This window comes from Streptomyces albidicamelliae, assembly GCF_025642175.1.
GTDB classification, from domain to species: domain Bacteria; phylum Actinomycetota; class Actinomycetes; order Streptomycetales; family Streptomycetaceae; genus Streptomyces; species Streptomyces albidocamelliae.
Genome location: NZ_CP106796.1, coordinates 95,442 through 114,187 on the forward strand (window position 1 = coordinate 95,442; position 18,746 = coordinate 114,187).

Genomic DNA, 18,746 nt, shown 5'->3' on the forward strand with positions numbered 1-18,746 from the left:
CCACGGCAGAGGCGGGTCCGCCACCGGACGGGCGGATGCCGGGCGAGTGGCCGCCCTGGTGTCGTCAACAGGCGGCCACTCGGCGGGCGTTGCGGCAGCCGTCGTAGCAAGTCCCTCCTCTTGCCGCCTGTTTCGGCGGGCTGCGACGATCCCGGCATGGACGCGCGTGTGGTCGGCATACCCGAGGTGGACGGCACCGAGCAGGTGGCCGTGGTGATCGATGTGATGCGGGCGTTCACCACCGCCGCATGGGCGTTCCACCGCGGGGCGGACAAGATCGTCCTCGCTGCCGACCAGGGCGAGGCACTGCGGATCAAGGCGTCCCACCCGGGCTGGCTCGCGCTCAAGGACGGTGCGCCGGCGAGCGGGTTCGACCTGGTCAACTCCCCCGGCCGGATCCGGGAGACCGACCTGGCCGGCCGCACCGTGATCCAGAAGACCACGGCGGGAACCGTCGGCGCCCTGGCGGTCGTCGAGGCGGAACTGGCACTGTGCGCGAGTTTCGTCGTGGCCGGCGCGACGGCGCGGGCCCTGGCGCAGGCCGGCGCCGACCGCGTGACGTTCGTCGCCACCGGCGAGGGGGCCGCGCCGCCGAGGACCTGGCCTGCGCCGCCTACCTGGACCGGCTCCTGGCCGGGGACGTCCCCGACGCCGGACCTTTCCTGCACCGGGCGCGTACCTCCCCGGCCGCGGACGACCTGCGCGGCGGGCGGCGCCGCGGTGCCCACCCCGCCGATGCCGAACTCTGCCTGGACGTCGACCGGTTCGACTTCGCCATGCGAGTGGGGCTGGAGGACGGGACGGCGGTGCTGCGGCCGCTGCGGCCGCGACCGGACCCGGCATCCGCCGCCGACCGCGCACGGTAGAGCACCGGCCGTGCCGGCCGCAGGGGCGGGCGGGAAGAGGGGAACGGCCGGGCACGTAGGCTCCCGGCATGGCGAAGCGCAAGGTGAGACGGCGGGCGAGGAAGATCCTGGGTGCGGACCCGACGGCTCTGGTCTGGTGCGAACTGGCCCGGCCCATCCCCGCACCCCCCGAACAGGTGCACCGGGCCGCGGGCAGCAAACGCCTCACACCGGGCCGCCACTGGCTGCTCTACGCCGGCGCGGTGCTGTTCTTCTTCGTCGTCATCCCCATGATGCTGATCGACAAGCTCGGCGACCGCCTCGAGCGCCGGCCGGCCGGCCGGCGCGCCCCGCATCCCCGACACGAGCCGGACCCGGTCTCAACCTCAACTCCAGGGTCAGGGTTGGCCGATGCCGCGACCTCGCCCCGGCCCCCGGCACCCGGCCGGGACCGCCGGGGCCGGCGTCGCCCGGGCGATCCCGCGCACGGCCTCTTCGACGGCGACTGGGAGCGCACCGCGGGCCGGCTGCTGCTGCACTGGTACGGGCACTCCCCCAACCCTCAGCGCCTGGTGATGCTCGCCGGTGACGGCATCTGCGTGGCCGCCTCCCCGCGCCGCAGACTCTCCCCCACCACCGCCGGCGACTTCCACGCCGTCGCACGGTTCTCCCCCGCCGAGGCCCGCATCGAGGCCGAGGCCGGCCGGCCGCGCGGATTCGCCACCTTCGCCCTCCACTTCCCGGACGGATCCTGGCTGGAACTGGGCCGGCTGGCAGGACCGGACGACGCCGACCACTTCCTGCGCACGGTCAGCACCTGACCATACGTCACATCTGGTAATCGGTAGGCCGGTTGCGGCGTCGGCCTCCCGTACGGCCGGACGCCCGGCGCCTGAGCACCCCGTCCCGTCGACGACGGGTGCCGGTCCCCCCGGGGGGAAATCGCTCGCCTGATGACGGGCGCGCCGGGACCCTGAGGGCATGGAGTTCCTCTGCTACCACCGCGACCGGCCCGCCTCCCTGCCGCTGCGCGAGCAGCTGCTGGAGGCCCACTGGTCCTACATGGACAACTACGCGAAGCAGATGATCGCCCGGGGTCCGACCCTCGCGGACGACGGCGCCACCCCGACCGGAAGCGTGCACATCGTCGACCTGCCCGAGGCCGCAGCCGCCCGCGCGTTCGCCTTCGAGGAGCCCAACTACCAGGCCGGCGTCTACCGGGACGTGCTGCTGCGACGGTGGCACAACACGCTGGGGCGCACCATGTGGGACTTCCCCGGCGGCCGGACGGGCGGCAACCGGTACCTGGTGCTCGGCCTCGGCACCGGGCAGGCGGCCGACCTCGCGGTGCCGCACGACGGGCACGAGCTGATCGCCTACGGGCCGTTGCTGTCCGACGACGCCGCCACCTGGCTGGGCACGGCCGTCCTGCTGCGGGCACCGGACCCGCAGACGGCACGCGCCGTCCTGACCCCCGACCGGTACGCCGCCATCGAGGTCCACACCTGGCAGTTCGGCGGCCGGCCGTCATGACCGACAGCGGCAGCCGGCCCTCGCGCCGGGCCGCCCGGGCGAACGGCACAGCCCAGCAGCTGCTGCTGCACCCCCGGGGGATCCGCCCCCGCGCCGTCCGCGATGCCCCGCATCCGATGCCCCGCATCCGGTGCCGGCATCCGGTGCCGGCGGTGCCCGGCTCACCGCGCTGCGGCGGAGCCGTTGAGGGCTGCCGCGCATCCGGCCAGAGCGGTGAAATCCTCCTGCCGCAGGCCGACTCGGGGATCGACATGATGCAGCAGGAAGGGGGCGCGGTGGGTGGCGGCGACGTGGCCGTGGTCCGCGTCGCTCTGCTCGTCGTCCACCCAGGCGAAGGGCCGGCCACCGGCGTGGGCGATCAGTGGCGCCGACTTCCAGTGGACGGTGTCCGGGCGCTCGCGCAGCAGCGCGTCGCCGAAGTCGACGAACGGCAGCGGCGGCAGGCCGAGGGCGGGACCGATCCACCGGTTCGCCTCGCCCATCCACACGCTGGCCCAGCACAGTTCGAACCCGAGAGCCAGCAGGGCGGGGCCGTGGGCCGGGTTGAGCCACACCGCGCGAGGACGCACGTACGACGGCGGGGCCCCGGCGGCGGACGGCCGGCGTGCCTCGGCCGGCAGGTGAACGGTGACGTAGCCCTCCGGGCACCTGCCCGAAGGCGTCGCGTACGGGTGCAGCGGCCCGTCGACATCCAGGAACAGCAACGGTCGACGGCTCACGATCCCCTCCCCGGCGGCTGTCGGCCGCTTCGCCGCAGCGTAGCCCGAACGACCGCCCGCCAGATCGAACGGCCGGCGGGCAGGCCGGGCGGCCGTTCGGGCGGGACCGTGCTGTCGGGGACTGTTTGCCCGCCCCGGCAGTCACCTGTCAGGATGGTGATGTGAATCTCGAGCATGTCTTCGTCTGCGGGAACCCGGCGCTGGACTTCGCCGCGACGCTGCGCGCGCGGCGTTCGGTGCGCTTCGAGATGTTCGTGACGCCCGACCGGCTGAACGCCTGGTACGTGGAGTCCGGCCTGGTCGACGCCGTCGCGCCCAGCACGGAGGCCGACGTCGAGCAGGCGAGGACCGTCCGGGAGGCCGTCTACCGGCTCGTCACCGCCCGCCGGCTCGCGGAGCCCTACGACACGGCGGCGCTGACCGTGGTGAACAACGCCGCCCGCACCGCGCCCGCGGTGCCGCAGCTGACCCCGTCCGGACGCTGGACCCAGGCCAGCGCCGAGGAAGCCCTGTCCCTGGTCGCGAGGTGTGCCGTCGAGCTGCTCAGCGGGCCGGACGTGCCGCTGCTCAAGGAGTGCGGCAACCCCGAGTGCACCCGCACCTACATCGACCGCTCCCGGGGCATGCGCCGGCAGTGGTGCGGCATGGAGTCCTGCGGCAACAAGATCAAGGCGGCCGCGTACCGGGCCCGTAAGAAGACCGCCTCCGCCCCGGCCCGCTGACCCTTTCCACCCCGGCCTGCCGACCCGGCGTCGGCGCATGTCTCCGGGTCGGCCGGGCGGCACCTCTAGGCTGTGGTCCGGGTCACCCGCCGCTGCCGGAAGAGGGCGGGTGAGCGCCGATGAGTTCCGTCATGATCGGCAGTCAAAGATCACGGTTGGTGCGCCTCAGCCGCTCAAGCGGCCGCGGCGGGCACGGACCGATCGTTCGGCGATGACGGCCACCAGACACCGAGGAAACCCACCATGCGCACTCTGATCAGCACCGCGTTCATCTCGCTCGACGGCGTCGTGGAGGCCCCCGGCGGCGAGCCCGGTTACCGCAACTCCGGCTGGACCTTCAAGCACACCGAGTTCCTTCCCGAGGCGTTCGAGATCAAGGGCCGGGAGCAGAAGGAAGCCACCGCCATGCTGCTGGGACGCACCAGTTACGAGGCGTTCAGCCCCGTGTGGCCGGACATGGCGGACTTCGCCGACTACAAGGTCATGCCGAAGTACGTCGTCTCCACCACCCTCACCGACGACGACCTGGTGTCCGACTGGGGCGAGACCACCATCCTGCGCACCGTCGAGGAGGTCGCCGCACTGAAGGAGACCGAGGGCGGGCCGATCATCCTGCACGGCAGCGCCACCCTGAACCACGCCCTCTGCGACGCCGGCCTCATCGACCGCTACCACCTGCTCGTCTTCCCCCTCCTGCTCGGCGCCGGCAAGCGCCTGTTCAGCGCCACCGACAAGGACGCGCAGAAACTGAAGCTCGTCGAGCACGAGGCGTACGCCAACGGCCTGCAGAAGAACGTCTTCGACGTCGTCCGCTGAACCCGGCCGCCGCGCGAACCGCGGGGCGGCCCGTCAGGCGCGCCCTGAACCCGGTGCAGCGCGCACTGCGGGGCGTAGGCGGGGCGCAGTGCGGTGCGGCATCGCGTCGGCCGGGGGGGGCAGCACGGCCGTAGATCTGTCCGGGGCGTGCCCCTCCTTCCTTGCGGTCACGGCACTACAGTCGCCGCATGCGACGAAGGACGGGCCTGGCGGTGGCGGCCGGGGCGGCGGTCCTGGCCTGGGGCGAGTGGATGAACTGGCGCTGGTCCCGCGCCCTGGTGGGCGACCGTGAGGGCACCGCCGAGGCCGTCGTCGTCCTCGGATACCGCAATCCGCAGAAGTCGGCGAACGCCGTCAACCGCCAGCGTGTGCGTGCGGGCATCCGCTCCGTCGCCGCCGACCGCGTACCCAGCACGCGTGTGATCTTCACTGGCGGCGCGACCGGCGGCGCCGCCACGGAGGCACGGGTGATGGCCGACTACGCGAGGCGGGTGCTCGCCTTCGAGGGGACCGTGGTCCTCGAAGAGGCCAGCGGGACGACCTGGGAGAACATCACGAACGTGATCCCGCTGCTGGAGGACGCCGACCGCATCAAGATCGCCTCCCAGCCCGCCCACGCCTTCAAGGCCCGCGCCCACCTGCGCCGCCAGCGCCCCGATCTCGCCACCAGGCTGGTGCGCGCCGGCGACTACCGCCTGGGCGAATGGACGGTCCTCAAACCGCTGCTGGCCCTGTACGGGCTGTGGAGCCTGCGCGGTCTCCCACCGGGCGAACACACGATCGCACCGTAGGCGGCGCTGCCGCCGGAGCCGTCCGGGCCGGCGCGACCCCGCCGGCCGAAAGCCGGCCGCGCCCCTGCCGATGCACCGCCGCCCCGGCAGGCACGCCGCAGTGGAGGGCCGTCTCACGGCGTGGCGGGGGATCTGCCGCGGCGTGGCGAGGGATCTGCCGCAGCGTGGCGGGGGATCTGCCGCGCTCCCGCCGGGCGGCACAAGCAGCCCCACGGCACCGCAGGCCGACCACAACCACCCACCACAGCAACCCTCTTGCCCTTGCAAGTAATATGCAACAAGCTGGTGGGGTCCTTACCTGCCGTGCCGGACCTGGAGTCTTGTCATGCCCTGCTGGATGCCCGATGCCGGACCGCAGCGCATCCTCGCGGTGTCGAACCTCGTCTACACCCTCGGCAGCGGTCTCCATCTCACCGCCGGGGTGCTGTACTTCACCGAGGCGGTCCGTCTTCCGGCGGGCGAGGTGGGTCTCGGTCTGGGCATCGCCGGTCTTCTCGCGCTGGTCCTGGGGGTCGCGGTCGGCCACCTGGCCGACCGCCGCGGTGCACGCGGCATCTACGCGGCGACCCTGGTGGTGCAGGCGCTGGCCACGGCCGGCTTCGTCCTGGTGGACGGCTTCTGGCCGTTCGTCGTGGTCGTCTGCGCGGCCGCCGCGGCGAAGGCGGCCGGCACGGCCGCCCGCTCCCCGCTCATCCGGCACCACGCAGGAGACCGGCCGCAGCAGTTCCGGGCCTACCTGCGTGCGGTGACCAACGTCGGTATCTCCCTGGGGGCCCTGCTGGCGGGCTGGGTGGTTCAGGTGGGCACGCTCACCGCCTACCGGCTGATGGTCGCCGGCAACGCGTTCGCGTTCGCGGCCGCGGCGGTGATCCTTCTGCGTCTGCCGCCCCTCGCGCCCCTGACCGCCGCCGGCGGTCCGCGCCGCATCGCCCTGCGGGACCGCCCCTACCTGCTGCTGACCGCCCTGGACGGCGTGATGGCCGTCCAGTTCAAGGTGCTCACCGTGGCCGTCCCGCTCTGGATCGTCGGCGCGACCACCGCCCCTGCCTGGCTCGTCTCGGCCACCATGCTCACCGGCACCGTGATGGTCGTCGCCTTCCAGGTCCGGGCCGGCCGCGGCGTCGACTCCCCCGCTGCCGCCGCCCGCGCCTACCGCCGGGCGGGCGTGGCCTTCCTCCTGGCCTGCTCGCTGTTCTCGCTGTCCGCGGGCGTCCCCGCGGGGGTGGCCGCGGCCCTGCTCCTCACCGCGGTGGTGATCCACACGGTCGGTGAACTCTGGCACTCGGCGGCCGGTTTCGAGGTCTCCTTCGCCCTCGCCCCGCACCACGCCACCGGCCAGTACCTGGGGGTGTTCGGCCTCGGCGCCGGCCTGGCCGAGGCCCTCGGCCCCGGACTGCTCATCGCGCTGTGCATCACCTGGGGCCGCCCCGGCTGGTACGTCGCCGGAGCCATGTTCGCGCTGACGGGCCTGGCCGCACCACCCGCGGTGCGCTGGGCACAACGCCACCACCACGCCGCGCGCACCCGGCCGGCACCCGCGCACCCGGCATCGGCCGCCGCCTGACCCGGAAGCGGACAGGAGCAGCCCGGCACCGGCCCGCGGCCCGCGGTCGGCGGCCCGCAGTCGCCGGTCGCCGGTCGGCGGTCGGCGGTGGGCGGTGGGCGGTCGCCGGTCGCCGGTCGGCGGTCCGCGCGGACGCCGTGGCGAGGGGGCCGCCCGGCCCGGGCGGTGCCTGTCCCGCGCCGTACCGGCCGTACCGGCCGTACCGCCCGGCGGAGGGGTGTGCCACCTGCCGGGGGGTGTGTCGCCCTGCCGGGGTGGTGCGCCGCCTGCCGCACCACTGCGGGATGAAAACGCGGCGGGCAGGGTGTGTCAGCCCGAAGCAAGCTCCGTTCGCGCAGGTACGGTCCCCCGCATGGTGACGCCCGACCACCCCTGTCCCGGCCACCGCTCCCCCGCCGCCCCGGCGAAGGGAGACCCGCGACGCCGGGCCTGGTGGAGGGCGGTCACGCTCGTGCTGTACACCCTGCTGCACACCGTGCTGTTCGCCGGCCTCGGGGCGTCGACGGCGCCTGCGGCACCGGCAGCCGCCACCCGTGCCGCCCCGGCAGCGGCACCGGCAGCGCCCGCGGCCCGCACGGCCCCGGCGGCGGCGCCGCCGACCTGCCAGGTCGGCGCCTACGTCACCGACCTCTACGGCCTGGACGTCTCACCGCGGACCATCAACGCCGACTTCTGGCTGTGGAGCGTGTGCCCCAGCGCCGATCTGGACGCCACCCGGCGCCTGGAGTTCATCAACGCCACCCAGGTCAGCCAGAGCGACCGGTCGGTGGAGAAGGTCGGCGACCAGTACTGGTCCCAGGTGAAGGTCTCCGGCACCTTCCGCCAGCAGTTCGACCTCAGCGAGTACCCCTTCGACAAGCAGGACGTCCAGATCCAGGTCGAGGACTCCCAGCTCAACGCCTCCCAGTTCGCCTACGTCGCCGACCGGGCGAACTCCGGCTACGACCACGCCATCAGCCTCGACGGCTTCGAGATCCGCGACTTCAGCGTGCGCGTGGTCACCCACACCTACCAGACGTCCTTCGGCGACCCCCGCATCAAGCACGGGCAGCAGAGCCGCTACAGCCAGTTCGTCATCGAACTCCACCTCGACCGCGTCGACCTGGCCGGCTTCATCCGCCAGGCCTGGCCCGCCTACGTCGCCTTCCTCATCTCCTTGATGTCCTACTTCATCTGGGCGCCGGAGTTCCTCACCGTGCTCGCGGCCCGCCTCGGCATCCTCGGCGCCTCCCTGTTCAGCGTCGTGCTCAGCATGCGCTCCACCAGCCTGACCGGAACCCAGTTCGGCGTGACCCTCGTCGACCAGATCCACCTCGCCACCCTGCTCTACACCCTCGTCGGCGTCGGCTGCACCACCTACATCCTCCTGAGCTGGGCCAACCCCGACAAACGTGCCGCCGTACGACGCACCAACCGCATCGTGGCCTGGTCCACGACCGCCGCCTACGTCATCGCCAACGCCATCTCCATCGGCTTCGCCGTCACCTGACACCCCATCACCATGCCGGTGCGCGGGCGGAAAACGGCGCCGGTCACCCGGCCCGCGCAACCACGGACCTGCGAGGCTGCGTAGCTGCGGGGCTGCAGCGCTGCGGGGCAGCGGGGCAGCGGGGCAGCGGGGCTGCGGGGCTGCGAGGAGGACGACGCGATCGGCCTCGGCACGGGCGCCCGACCGGCGTGGTGCGGCACGAACGCACAGCCGTACGGCCGACACCGATACCCCGCCCAGGGGCGCAGAGCGGGCAAGAGGCGCGTGCGCGGCTCGCCCGCCGCGACGAAGGGCAGTGGCTTGTCCACTGCGATTCCCTCACCGCGCGCCTCCCCTTCGTGTGCGAGCGCGGTCAGCCCTTGGCCACCGGACACAAGGGGTGCCCGGCGGGGTCGAGGAGGACCCGCCGGCGATTGGGCCGGGGCTGGTACGGCGGCCTGCCCGCGCGGAGTTCGAGCAGCCGTGTCTCGGCCTCGTCGAGGTCGTCGACGTCGACGTCGAGGTGGAACTGCTGAGGAACGATCCGGTCCGGCCCGTGGGGCGCCCGGTAGTCGTCGACCCGCTGGAAACGGGCAAGAGCCCGTCCCCGTCGTTGAGGCCGGCAAAGTCGGCGTCGCACTCCGGATACGGTTCGAGGCCGGTGGCCCGCTGGTAGAACGCCGCGAGCGCCGGCGGGTCGGGGCGGTCGAGGGTGATCGCGGACAGCTTCCTCTGCGCCGGCATGGCGGCTAAGGACCGGTCGGTGACGTGGGGCGGGGCCCCACACCCTGTGCCCCTCGGGCACCGGTCGCCCTGCCGGCCGGTGGGCCGGCCCGCGCCGGGCGAGGCGCCGTGCTCGGCCGGGAGTTGCGGCCCGGCCCGGACGCGGCTCTCGGGCAGCAGGTCGCCGGGCGAGGCGCCGTGCTCGGCGGGGAGTTGCGGCCCGGCCCGGACATGGCTCTCGGGCAGCAGGTCGCCGACCGGGACGGTGCGGACGCGGTCGCCTACGCCGGCGACGGCCCTCACGGCGGGAACGGTGAAGGACCTGACGGCACCGGCCGCACGACGGCCGCGCCCCCGCGGCCGCGGTCGTCCCCGGCGACGGGGGTGTCGGGCTCCTGGACGTCCTGGGCGGCCGGCGTGCCGAGGAGGACCGGCCGGCAGCGCGTGCGGGCGGCGTTCGGTGGCCGCCCGGACGGGTTCGTGGCCGACGTGCTCGGTCCGCGTGGTCCTCGTCCTTGCCTTCGTCGACTGCCTCAAAGTGCCAGGCGAGGTTGCCCCGGAGGGGACGCGAACCGTGCCACCCACCTGTGCGCCCGCCCCGGGCGGACGATGCCCCGGCCACGCGCTGCCCCGGGGTCGGCGCCCTTTTCGCAGGGACGTCGTCTACCCGTCCGTGTCCTCGGGGGACAGCGCGAAGTCCGCGGTCACGGTCGCCGGATCGGTGGAGGAGGCCCGCGGCAGGTGCCGGGACGCCTCGTCACCGGCGTTCGCGCTGATGCCCAGGTCGCGGCGCATCGCCTCTCTCATGACGCGGATCGACGACCACAGCGCATGCTGGGCCTCAGCGGCGGACCGCAGGGTTTCACCGGGCCGGCAGTTGCCCTGCTCCAGGCGTTTGACCTGCCCGTAGACCCCGGTCAGCGCGTCGGAGAGGTCATGAGCGGGAACGATCACCGCGTCGGGAGCGATCATCAACGTCTCGGACCACCGGTCACGGTAGGCGTCCTTGGCCGCTTCCAGCGCCGCTGCGTCCTCCTGGGCGGGCAGCCGATCGCGCAGCAGGTACAGGTGCCGGCTCAGCGCCGTGGTGAACTGCCGTGCATCACGGTGCAGTTGTGTGTAGCAGCTGCGCCGCAGCTCACGGTTCTCCTTCGCCTCCTGGATGGCGTGCGCCATCTCCAGCTCGCGTTTCTTGGCCCGGTCGGCGCCTCGCTGGGTGAGCAGCGCGGCCCCGAGGGTTCCCGCCACACCGGTGACCGCGATCAGTACCGCCCCCACGTCCATGGGATCACCGTAATCGGCGTCATGTGCCCCGCGAGGCGGCGTGCGATCGCACGCCGCCTCGAGCCGGCCGGCGAGCACCCGCCCCGGCGCGGCCGGTGCCGGCGCCCGCCAGGCGCGGATGCGGCGCGGATGCGGCGCGGATGCGGCGCGGATGCGGCGCGGATGCGGCGCGGATGCGGCGCGGTCGGCCTTCTCCCGTGCCGGCCGCACCCGTCAAGTGACCTGTCGAAAAACACAACGGTGGATCGTATGACGAGCACATCACGTCCCGGGCGGCACAGCCGGGCGGGGCAGCCGAGTTGAACCTGCCGCACACCGGCGAAGACGGCCCCCGCCCGCTTCGCCTGGACGCGGCCGGCCCCCCACCGCGCTCGGGCCGAGGGGGTCATCTCCGTGCGTACACACGGCACTTCGTACCGTACGAGGGGCGCCGCACAGGCCGCCGGTATCCCGCGGGGTACCGGGGGGTGCGGCCGGCCGCCGGTCGGGCTGGACCGTGGGGCGGGGCGCTGTCCGGGTGACTTCGCCCGTGTCGCGGTGGATGCGCGGTCAGCGGGTGCGACAGGTTGGACCGGCAGAAGGTCCGATTCTCTACCTACCGCACGAAAGGGCTGCCGTGAAGAAGGTAGGCATCTACGCGACCCTGTCCCTCGCCGCTGCCATGGCGTGGACGGGCACCACCGCGAGCCAGGCGTCCGCGGCACTGCGCACCGACCCCGTACCCCCCGCGAAGATCAACGTGATCTTCAACAACGGCGGCTGGATCGGCGACATCTCCAACACCGGGGACGGCAACAGCAACAACGTCCAGGTCGGCAACCTTCAGGGCGGTACCCAGGGCGGCACCGGCAACACCCAGGGCGGTACCGGCAACACCCAGACCGCGGCGCAGGGCGGCACCCACAACATCCAGAACGGCACCCAGGGCGGCACGGGCAACGTGCTGGGCGGCACCCAGGTCGGGGGTAGGAAGAACACCCAGGGCGGCGTCCAGGGCGGCACCCACAACGTCCAGGGCGGCACCCAGACCGGCCGGACCAACACCCAGGGCGGCGCGCAGGGTGGCACCAACAACGTCCAGGGCGGCACCGTCAGCGGCACCCGCAACACCCTCGGCGGCTCCCAGGGCGGCACCGGCAACACCCAGGGCGCCACCCAGGGCTCGGGGAACAACAACACCCAGGGCGCCACCCAGGGCGGCACCCACAACCTCCAGGGCGGCGCCACCCAGGGCGCGACCCTGGCCAGCGACGAGGACATCGACAAGGCCACCGACCGGATCATCGCCGACTCCTTCGCGATGGCCTCCCACCTCGCCACCCCCTGACACCCCGGGCCGGGCACCACTGCCGCCAACCCCCCTCTTTTTCGTGACGGCAGCGGTGCCCGCCGCAGCAGCAGCCCGCCCGGGCCCCCACGGTCCGGCAACATCCCGACCAGCCCCCTAAGGGGGGCTGTTGGCGTCGGCGGTGCCGAGGGGGGCGGGGGGTGTCCGGCAGCCGGCAGGCGCCGGGCGCGGTGCGGTCAGCGGCTGCCGCCGTAGGTCAGGAAGCAGGGGGTGTCGAAGGAGCGGGCCCTCGTGTACGGGTGGCGGGCACCGAGGAGGATGCGGCAGACGAACGGCGCGGCCGGGCAGTCCAAGCAGGCGTCCTGGTCGTCGAAGGAGCGGACCACCACCGGCCAGTTGCCGGGATCCCTCGCCCCGCATCCGCCGGCAGTACAGATCCTTGTGTCCGGTGACCGCCCAGCCCAGCAGTCCGTCCTCGCGCAGGCCCGTCCGTCCACGGCTGCCGGTTCAGGTCCAGGTACCCGTCGAAGGCACCCACGCCGAACGTGGCGGCCATGCGCTTGTCGTCACCCGGCAGCCCGGTGGCCACCCCTCTCCCCCGGCGCCGTCCCCGCCCCCCGTCACCCGCGTTCTCGCTCGCCCGCGAACAACACGGCCAGGGCGTCACGGACCTCGGGCGCGGGATCGGCGAGCAGGCCCTCGCGCACGGCGGGCGCAGCCGAGGCCCACAGCTGCTCGGTGACGGCCGCGGCCCGCACCGCGGCGTCATCGTCACCGGCAAGCCGCTCCCGCACCGCAGGCGGCACGTCCCACCGCGTCACCGCCCGCCGGATCCTCGCCTGACCGTCACCCGCCAAAACCTCCAGCACCCCTTCGGGGACACGCCGGCCGAAGTCGCCCACCAGCGCCGCATAAGCGAACCGGACCCGCGGCACCGGATCACGGGCAAGACGCGCCAGCACCTCCACATCGGCCGCCCGATTCTCCACCGCCCCCAGCCGGTGCCCCGTCTGCACCGACGCCACCAGCACCTGCGTCCAACGGACACCGGGCCAGCCACGACGAGCCGCCATCGGGCAACTCCTCAACCGTGAGCAACCGCGCCAGCACCGATGCGGGCAACGCGGAATTCCCCATCAGCCCAGCAAGCCACTGCCGCACCGAGCGGCCGTCCCCACCCAACAACCCCACCCTCTCCCCCACCCCAACCACACCCCTCACACCCCGGCCGCAGCCACGGCCGGCATCACCCGCCACCACCACACCCCACCCGGCCTCCACCGCACCCCAGCCCCGGCGCCCCGGCGCCCCGGCACGGCCACCACCACACCGAGCCCGCCCCCGACGGCGCCTCCCCGGTGAAGTCCCGTGCGCGGACACTCCTTCCCAGCGGACGAACCCGGGCACGGCCGCCCACCACGCCGTGGACGTCTCCGCCCAGGCCTGCAAAACCCGCCCCTGCACACACCCTCCGGGCGGACTCGGCTGGCACGCCCTCCAAGTCGCGTTCCGGGGCCGCCACCACGGATGTTCGCGTCGCCCGCAACGGACCACGGTCCGGACCGGCTCACCCCACACGCGCCGACCGCCTGGCCCCAGCCGCACCCCGCACCCCGCACACCCGTGACGCGTGACCGTGCAACCCGGCCTCATCCAGCCGACGGACCGGACACGACCACCACCGCCGGGCACCGCCGGGCACCGCCCCCGCACACGCACCAGGCGCGCCCCGCACGGGCACAACACACCCACGCGCCCGCAACACGGATCAACCCCCCACAGCCCCCGCAGCTTCCTCGGTGCCCGCGGTGTCCGCAGCATCCTCACTGCCCGCGGCGCCCGCAGCATCCACGGCGCTCTCGGCATCCACGGCGCTCTCGGTGTCCGCGGGGCCGGCGGTGTCCGTGGTGTCCTCGGCCTCCCAGCGCAGCAGATCGCCCGGCTGGCACCGAAGGACCTCGCACAGCGCGGCGAGCGTGGTGAACCGCACCGCCCGGGCCCGGCCGTTCTTCAACACCGCCAGGTTCGCCGGCGTGATCCCCACACGCTCCGCGAGCTCCCCCACCGACATCTTCCGCCGGGCCAGCATCACATCGATGTCCACGGCGATCGGCATCAGATCACCTCGTCCAACTCGGCCCGCATCCGCGCCGCCTCCCCCTCACGGGCAACAGCCTGGACCAGCAGCGCCCGCAGCACCAGAACGATCAACGCCACCCCCAAAACGGCCACACCGATCCCGCCCATGATCACCGTGACACCCGGATCGTCCCGCTGACCCGGCGCATTGACAGCCGTCACCGCGAACCACACCACCGCCGCCCCCACGATCGCCCCGGCAATACCGTCCACATACCGAAACGCCGCAGAAGAGAACACCGTCCCCCGCCGCACCATCGCCACCAGCCGCCCCACACACACCACAACGGCCTGCACCGCCACCAGACCCACCACCGTCAACACCCGCATCGCCGTCAGCGCCGCCGACCCGCCCTCCGGATCACTCCCACTGACCAAAACCCACACCATCAACACCTGCACCAGCACCGTCCCGGCCAGCACCACCACCAGCACAGCCCGCAACGCACCCACCGTCACCCTGCCCACAACCCCACCCTCCTCACGAAAGACAACCGAAATCTATCGAATCTCGATAGACCGAGCAAGCCGCGGCACTCCCCGCACATCCCCGGACACCACCCCACGGCCCCCAACCCCTGGCCTCGCACCACGGACGGAACACCCCGGGACGAACACCGGGCGCCGCCCCCGCAGCCGCATGCGAGCTGTGCGCTCTACAGAGGCTGCGGGCTCGCGGGATGCGGGCTGCGAAAGCCGGTCAGCGGGACGCGTGGCAGGAGCGCACGGCAGCCCGGGACGGGACAGGCACCGCAGCCTGCCGCAAACACGAGGCGACCGGACCGGCCCGGCCCGGCCGGGCCAGGGCAGGACAGCAACGCGCCGGCCTCAAGACTGCAGACACCCCCCGAGCACAGGAAGCAGCAGAAGTACGCGGCGGTTCGCGACGGACCGCGTCACCGCAGCCCGCCGCAAACACCCAGCGACACAACCGGCCAGACGACGTGAAAGGCGACAGCGGCCGCAGCGCAGCCGCAAGCACCCGAGCACACGCCCGTGAGCCGACAGCGCCGGGCCTGCACGGCAAGCGGCCATCCGAAACGGACCGGGGCGCGAGAGCCCCGCAGCCTCGCAGCCTGCCGCAGCACCCGCGGCGACCGGACCGGCAGGAAGACCCGCCCCCAGACGAGGCCGGACGGTCCGGGCTGCGGGCGGCTCAGCGCGACGCGGGGCAGGGGCGCACGACAGCCCGGAGCAGGCAAGACCGCAGCCGGCCGCAACACGAAGCGACCCGACCGGCACCGCGACGCGAGGGCAGGACGGCAACGCGCCAGCCGCAAGACTGCAGACATCCGCGAGCACAGGAAGCAGCAGGGACGCGCGGCAGCCCGCGACAGGCCGGCGCACCACCGCCTGCCGTAAGCGTGAGGCGACCGGACCGGCAGGCCGGCACCACAGCGCCCCCGGCCGGAGCGGGGCCAGAAGGCGCCGGAGCGCGGCCTCCGCGTGCGGGGAAAGCCGGCCGGCCCGGCGGCAGGGACGCGCGGCGGCCCCGGGAGGGGCGAGACACCACAGCCGGCCGCACACGCGAGCCGACCGAACCGCAGGCGTGGGCGAGGGCCGACGGGGCCACGGGGGTGCAGGAGCGCCCGCTTTCCCGGACATCAAGGCTGCTCAGCAGGGCGCACAGCTTCCGGGATGACGGTGCGGCCGGACGGTGGGCCGACAGCCGGCGTCAACCGGCCGGTCCACCGACCAGCCGACACACACCAGCCACCCGAACAGCTCAAATGAAGACACGCAGTCGCCGGACAGGAACTGCATCCACTCAAAACTTGGAAAACACGAGGTTCTCTCATGATCAACGCTCGACGTCACATGGCCCGCATCGCCGGCATCTCCTGCATCGCCGCCCTCGCCGCCGGAACGATCGGCGTGGCCAGCGCCGAAGCCGCACCCATGATGCAGCACCACGCGGCCGCACACTCCACCAGCCACCACAACAACAACATGAAGGGCGGAAACACCCAGGGCGGAACCCAGGGCAACGGCCGAGGCAACACCCAAGGCGGCACGCAGGGCAACGGCCGAGGCAACACGCAGGGCGGTACCCAGGGCAACGGCAACGGGAACACGCAGGGCGGAACCCAGGGCAACGGCCGAGGCAACACCCAGGGCGGTACCCAGGGCGGCGGCAACGGGAACACCCAGGGCGGCACCCAGGGCGGCGGAGGCGGCAACACCCAGGGCGGCACCCAGGGCGGCGGAGGCGGCAACACCCAGGGAGGCACCCAGGGCGGCGGAGGCGGCAACACCCAGGGAGGCACCCAGGGCGGCGGAGGCGGCAACACCCAGGGCGGCACCCAGGGCGGCGGCAACGGCAACACCCAGGGCGGCACCCAGGGCGGCGGCAACGGCAACACCCAGGGAGGCACCCAGGGCGGCGGCAACGGCAACACCCAGGGCGGCACCCAGGGCGGCGGCAACGGCAACACCCAGGGCGGCACCCAGGGCGGCGGCAACGGCAACACCCAGGGCGGCACCCAGGGCGGCGGAGGCGGCAACACCCAGGGAGGCACCCAGGGCGGCGGAGGCGGCAACACCCAGGGAGGCACCCAGGGCTGATCACTGACAGGCCGGAGCCCCGCGGACAGAAGGATCCGCGGGGCACCGGCACGCTCTCTTCAGTGATCGCGGCCTGCAGACCTGCCGGACCTCGGCTTTGTACCGCCTCCGCAACCGCAGGGGCCCGCGGCGCGGCCGGGCCGAGGACTCCGCCACAGCCATGGACGACGCACGGCAACGAAACTGAGCACGGCAGCCGTTGCGAGGATCCGCGCGCGGCAGACCAGCCAACATCCCCAGGATGCGCAGGCGGGGTTGTGCCGGCCCGCCGCCGGTAGAGCCCCGCCACCTCACACCCCCCGCCCCGACGCCATCAGCCGGTAACCCGACAGCCGGTGCGGGCAGACCGACTCGCGCCCGTTCACGGTCGCACGGCGTGCCCCAGGAGGTGCAGGACCCGCCCCGCCGGGGCCTGGGAGATACGCGGCGAGGTGTTCGGCGCGCTCCCGGCTGACGACGGCCGCGGGCAGGGCGTCCGGTGCGGCGCCACCCCTCGCCCGGCGCGGCCGACGGCCAGCAGCGGCTCGCCGCGCCCACGAGACCCGTGATGCACCGTTCCTCGACCGCCGCGAAACCCTCGGTCAGCCGCTCAGCGACCGACGGCCGCCTCAGCCCGCCGCAGCCGTACACGAACCACCCCCGCCACCCACACTTCCCGTTCGCCCCACACATCGAGCGACCGCAAGGCCACGCGACGGCCGATGGACACACATCCCCCTTCCGGGCCCGGGCCGGCCGAGGGCCTGTGCCTCAGCGGCCGGTCCCGCCCTCTGCCCCGCGAACGTCCGCCGCCCGCCCCAGGCCCGGACCGACGACCCATCAAACTCCCGCCACAGGCCGCGTCCCCGCGCCAGCACCTGCACGCCGCGCTCAGGGCGTCCCACCCGCCGCGGCCAGGGTGCCCCCACAGACGTACCGGCATACGTCCGAGACGGCCGGCTGACCTTCGAACGCTCCGGTCCGCCACCGCGCCGAACAAACACCGCAACGACCCGGGACGCGAGGAAGCAGGGACGAGAAATGCGCAAAAGGCTGATGCCGACGGCGGCGCCGGCGACCATGACGACGGCTTCGTGCGCCAGTGAGGCCGCAGGGGACGACGAGACAGCTCCAGGACCTGCCCCGGCCCCGTCCTCGCCCTACGACGGTTCGCCGCACGGCTTCGCGACCGCCCGCAGAGCGCTGGAGTACGACGGGAAAGCCTTCGACAACGGCAGCGGCCGCGCGTGAAGCAAAAGGGGACGGCGCCAGCAGTCCCGAGAACGCGCTGAAGACGTACGTCGATACCGAGCAACCTGACCTGCCCCGCTCCGGCCACCGGGCAGAGCGGAAAGAGGGCGACCGCATCCTGCACTCCTTCAACGTGGAAGGCCGCACCAAGGTGGCCGCGGTGGCCGCCAAAAACCACAAGGACCCGCCAGGCCAGAGACCGCAGACCAGCGCCTCCTGCAATCCCGCCGAACTCCCGCCAAACCTCACCAACCCGCTGGACCACGAGATCTGGCCAGACCCGCCCGGGGAGCGGATACCAGTCACCCAGCTCAGCAGCCACCGCGGTGCAGAGCACTACCAACGGCACAGCGCCCACTTCCAGACCATGGGCAACGGCCAGGACACCAAACTCTACGCCCGCGACCCCGCCCACCACTTCCAGGCGGGCACCCAGCCCTCCCCCCTCCCCCCCACGACAGCGACACCCACCCACCCGCGGGAACCCACGACACCGGACACCGCTCAAAACACCGGCAGCCGTGGCTCACCCACACCAAGACCAAGGCCTACAACCGCACCACCGACCGCGTCGAGGCACGGCCGCAGGCAAAGACCGGCACCACCTGCAAGTAACCCGCCACCAGCCCACCACAGAACCTTGCACCCGCCAAGGACCCCACGCCCCGCACGGTTCCCCCCACAACAAGGCGGCGACACCCCACAGGCACCGGAACCGCTCGCCGACACGGCGGACCACACCCCCCACCCAGACCCACTGCCGAAAGGCGCGCACCAAGACAAACCCCCCACCCCCTCCAACAGGTGCAACAAGCACGCAGTGCCCGCAGCCTCGTCAACGACGGCCACCCTGAAGCGGGTACCTCCAGCGGTGCTCACACAGACCACGAAGGCCCACCGCATCCACCCACTCAAGCAGAGGCACAGCCTCACACACTCAACTGGCCCCACACGCGATCGACAAGAAACTCCCCAGAACGTGGGGAGAAAGGAAAACCACAGGCGTCCACGAAATTACCGCGCAGCTACCGGCGTTGAACACACCATGACTCAAGGACC

General features: G+C 73.2%; 16 protein-coding genes and 2 pseudogenes. 11 read left to right on the forward strand and 7 right to left on the reverse strand.

Annotated elements, in window-relative coordinates:
* Positions 1-156: 156 nt before the first annotated feature.
* From N8I86_RS38490 to N8I86_RS38500, 3 genes and pseudogenes are all read left to right on the forward strand, one after another.
* Positions 157-866, forward strand: a pseudogene (locus N8I86_RS38490) (2-phosphosulfolactate phosphatase).
* Positions 867-934: 68 nt separating this feature from the next.
* Positions 935-1,666: a hypothetical protein gene (locus N8I86_RS38495; RefSeq protein WP_263280296.1), complete on the forward strand. Its 732-nt coding sequence runs from the start codon at positions 935-937 to the stop codon at positions 1,664-1,666.
* A 160-nt stretch (positions 1,667-1,826) separates the two neighbouring features.
* Positions 1,827-2,378 carry a YciI family protein gene (locus tag N8I86_RS38500; protein WP_263280297.1) on the forward strand — a complete coding sequence of 184 codons (552 nt, stop codon included), beginning with the start codon at positions 1,827-1,829 and terminating at the stop codon, positions 2,376-2,378.
* 161 nt (positions 2,379-2,539) lie between these two features.
* Here N8I86_RS38500 and N8I86_RS38505 read toward each other — a convergent pair whose 3' ends face one another.
* Positions 2,540-3,097 carry a hypothetical protein gene (locus tag N8I86_RS38505; RefSeq protein WP_263280298.1) on the reverse strand — a complete coding sequence of 186 codons (558 nt, stop codon included), beginning with the start codon at positions 3,095-3,097 and terminating at the stop codon, positions 2,540-2,542.
* 161 nt (positions 3,098-3,258) lie between these two features.
* Between N8I86_RS38505 and N8I86_RS38510 the strand changes: the two genes are divergently transcribed.
* From N8I86_RS38510 to N8I86_RS38530, 5 genes are all read left to right on the forward strand, one after another.
* A complete protein-coding gene (locus N8I86_RS38510; protein WP_073898818.1) occupies positions 3,259-3,819 on the forward strand; it encodes a CGNR zinc finger domain-containing protein in 561 nt (186 codons plus the stop codon).
* 243 nt (positions 3,820-4,062) lie between these two features.
* Positions 4,063-4,635: a dihydrofolate reductase family protein gene (locus N8I86_RS38515; protein WP_263280299.1), complete on the forward strand. Its 573-nt coding sequence runs from the start codon at positions 4,063-4,065 to the stop codon at positions 4,633-4,635.
* A gap of 188 nt (positions 4,636-4,823) precedes the next feature.
* Positions 4,824-5,426, forward strand: coding sequence for a YdcF family protein (locus tag N8I86_RS38520; protein WP_263280300.1), 603 nt, complete (start codon positions 4,824-4,826; stop codon positions 5,424-5,426).
* 337 nt (positions 5,427-5,763) lie between these two features.
* Positions 5,764-6,990 (forward strand): MFS transporter, encoded by a 1,227-nt coding sequence (locus N8I86_RS38525; protein ID WP_263280301.1) that lies wholly within the window; start codon positions 5,764-5,766, stop codon positions 6,988-6,990.
* 352 nt (positions 6,991-7,342) lie between these two features.
* A complete protein-coding gene (locus N8I86_RS38530) occupies positions 7,343-8,479 on the forward strand; it encodes a ligand-gated ion channel (protein WP_263280302.1) in 1,137 nt (378 codons plus the stop codon).
* Between the two features lie 352 nt (positions 8,480-8,831).
* On the opposite strand, the pseudogene N8I86_RS38535 reads toward N8I86_RS38530, so the two are convergent.
* A pseudogene (locus N8I86_RS38535) lies at positions 8,832-9,202 on the reverse strand (VOC family protein).
* A gap of 642 nt (positions 9,203-9,844) precedes the next feature.
* Positions 9,845-10,465 carry a hypothetical protein gene (locus tag N8I86_RS38540; protein ID WP_263280303.1) on the reverse strand — a complete coding sequence of 207 codons (621 nt, stop codon included), beginning with the start codon at positions 10,463-10,465 and terminating at the stop codon, positions 9,845-9,847.
* 616 nt (positions 10,466-11,081) lie between these two features.
* Between N8I86_RS38540 and N8I86_RS38545 the strand changes: the two genes are divergently transcribed.
* On the forward strand, positions 11,082-11,792 hold the full coding sequence (locus tag N8I86_RS38545) for a hypothetical protein (RefSeq protein ID WP_073898803.1): 711 nt from the start codon (positions 11,082-11,084) through the stop codon (positions 11,790-11,792).
* Positions 11,793-11,989: 197 nt separating this feature from the next.
* Here N8I86_RS38545 and N8I86_RS38550 read toward each other — a convergent pair whose 3' ends face one another.
* The 4 genes from N8I86_RS38550 to N8I86_RS38565 all read right to left on the reverse strand — a co-directional run bounded on the left by N8I86_RS38550 (position 11,990) and on the right by N8I86_RS38565 (position 14,360).
* A complete protein-coding gene (locus N8I86_RS38550) occupies positions 11,990-12,142 on the reverse strand; it encodes a hypothetical protein (protein ID WP_263280304.1) in 153 nt (50 codons plus the stop codon).
* Between the two features lie 231 nt (positions 12,143-12,373).
* A complete protein-coding gene (locus tag N8I86_RS38555) occupies positions 12,374-12,826 on the reverse strand; it encodes a hypothetical protein (protein ID WP_263280305.1) in 453 nt (150 codons plus the stop codon).
* A gap of 695 nt (positions 12,827-13,521) precedes the next feature.
* Positions 13,522-13,869: a helix-turn-helix domain-containing protein gene (locus N8I86_RS38560; RefSeq protein WP_263280306.1), complete on the reverse strand. Its 348-nt coding sequence runs from the start codon at positions 13,867-13,869 to the stop codon at positions 13,522-13,524.
* Positions 13,869-14,360 (reverse strand): DUF2975 domain-containing protein, encoded by a 492-nt coding sequence (locus N8I86_RS38565; protein ID WP_073898799.1) that lies wholly within the window; start codon positions 14,358-14,360, stop codon positions 13,869-13,871. The genes N8I86_RS38560 and N8I86_RS38565 overlap by 1 nt, the downstream gene beginning before the upstream one ends.
* Before the next feature lie 1,329 nt (positions 14,361-15,689).
* Here N8I86_RS38565 and N8I86_RS38570 point away from each other — a divergent pair.
* Entirely contained in the window at positions 15,690-16,457 is a 768-nt protein-coding gene (locus tag N8I86_RS38570; RefSeq protein WP_263280307.1) for a hypothetical protein, read from the forward strand.
* 1,020 nt (positions 16,458-17,477) lie between these two features.
* Positions 17,478-17,687: a hypothetical protein gene (locus N8I86_RS38575; protein ID WP_263280308.1), complete on the forward strand. Its 210-nt coding sequence runs from the start codon at positions 17,478-17,480 to the stop codon at positions 17,685-17,687.
* Positions 17,688-18,746: the final 1,059 nt, after the last annotated feature.

What these genes read in the sequence shown, in the direction of transcription:
- N8I86_RS38495 (WP_263280296.1), top strand. Translation starts at nt 935, where the DNA reads ATGGCGAAGCGCAAGGTGAGACGGCGGGCGAGGAAGATCCTGGGTGCG.
- N8I86_RS38500 (WP_263280297.1), top strand. Translation starts at nt 1,827, where the DNA reads ATGGAGTTCCTCTGCTACCACCGCGACCGGCCCGCCTCCCTGCCGCTG.
- N8I86_RS38515 (WP_263280299.1), top strand. Translation starts at nt 4,063, where the DNA reads ATGCGCACTCTGATCAGCACCGCGTTCATCTCGCTCGACGGCGTCGTG.
- N8I86_RS38520 (WP_263280300.1), top strand. Translation starts at nt 4,824, where the DNA reads ATGCGACGAAGGACGGGCCTGGCGGTGGCGGCCGGGGCGGCGGTCCTG.
- N8I86_RS38525 (WP_263280301.1), top strand. Translation starts at nt 5,764, where the DNA reads ATGCCCGATGCCGGACCGCAGCGCATCCTCGCGGTGTCGAACCTCGTC.
- N8I86_RS38530 (WP_263280302.1), top strand. Translation starts at nt 7,343, where the DNA reads ATGGTGACGCCCGACCACCCCTGTCCCGGCCACCGCTCCCCCGCCGCC.
- N8I86_RS38540 (WP_263280303.1), bottom strand. Translation starts at nt 10,465, where the DNA reads ATGGACGTGGGGGCGGTACTGATCGCGGTCACCGGTGTGGCGGGAACC.
- N8I86_RS38555 (WP_263280305.1), bottom strand. Translation starts at nt 12,826, where the DNA reads ATGGCGGCTCGTCGTGGCTGGCCCGGTGTCCGTTGGACGCAGGTGCTG.
- N8I86_RS38560 (WP_263280306.1), bottom strand. Translation starts at nt 13,869, where the DNA reads ATGCCGATCGCCGTGGACATCGATGTGATGCTGGCCCGGCGGAAGATG.
- N8I86_RS38570 (WP_263280307.1), top strand. Translation starts at nt 15,690, where the DNA reads ATGATCAACGCTCGACGTCACATGGCCCGCATCGCCGGCATCTCCTGC.
- N8I86_RS38575 (WP_263280308.1), top strand. Translation starts at nt 17,478, where the DNA reads ATGCGCAAAAGGCTGATGCCGACGGCGGCGCCGGCGACCATGACGACG.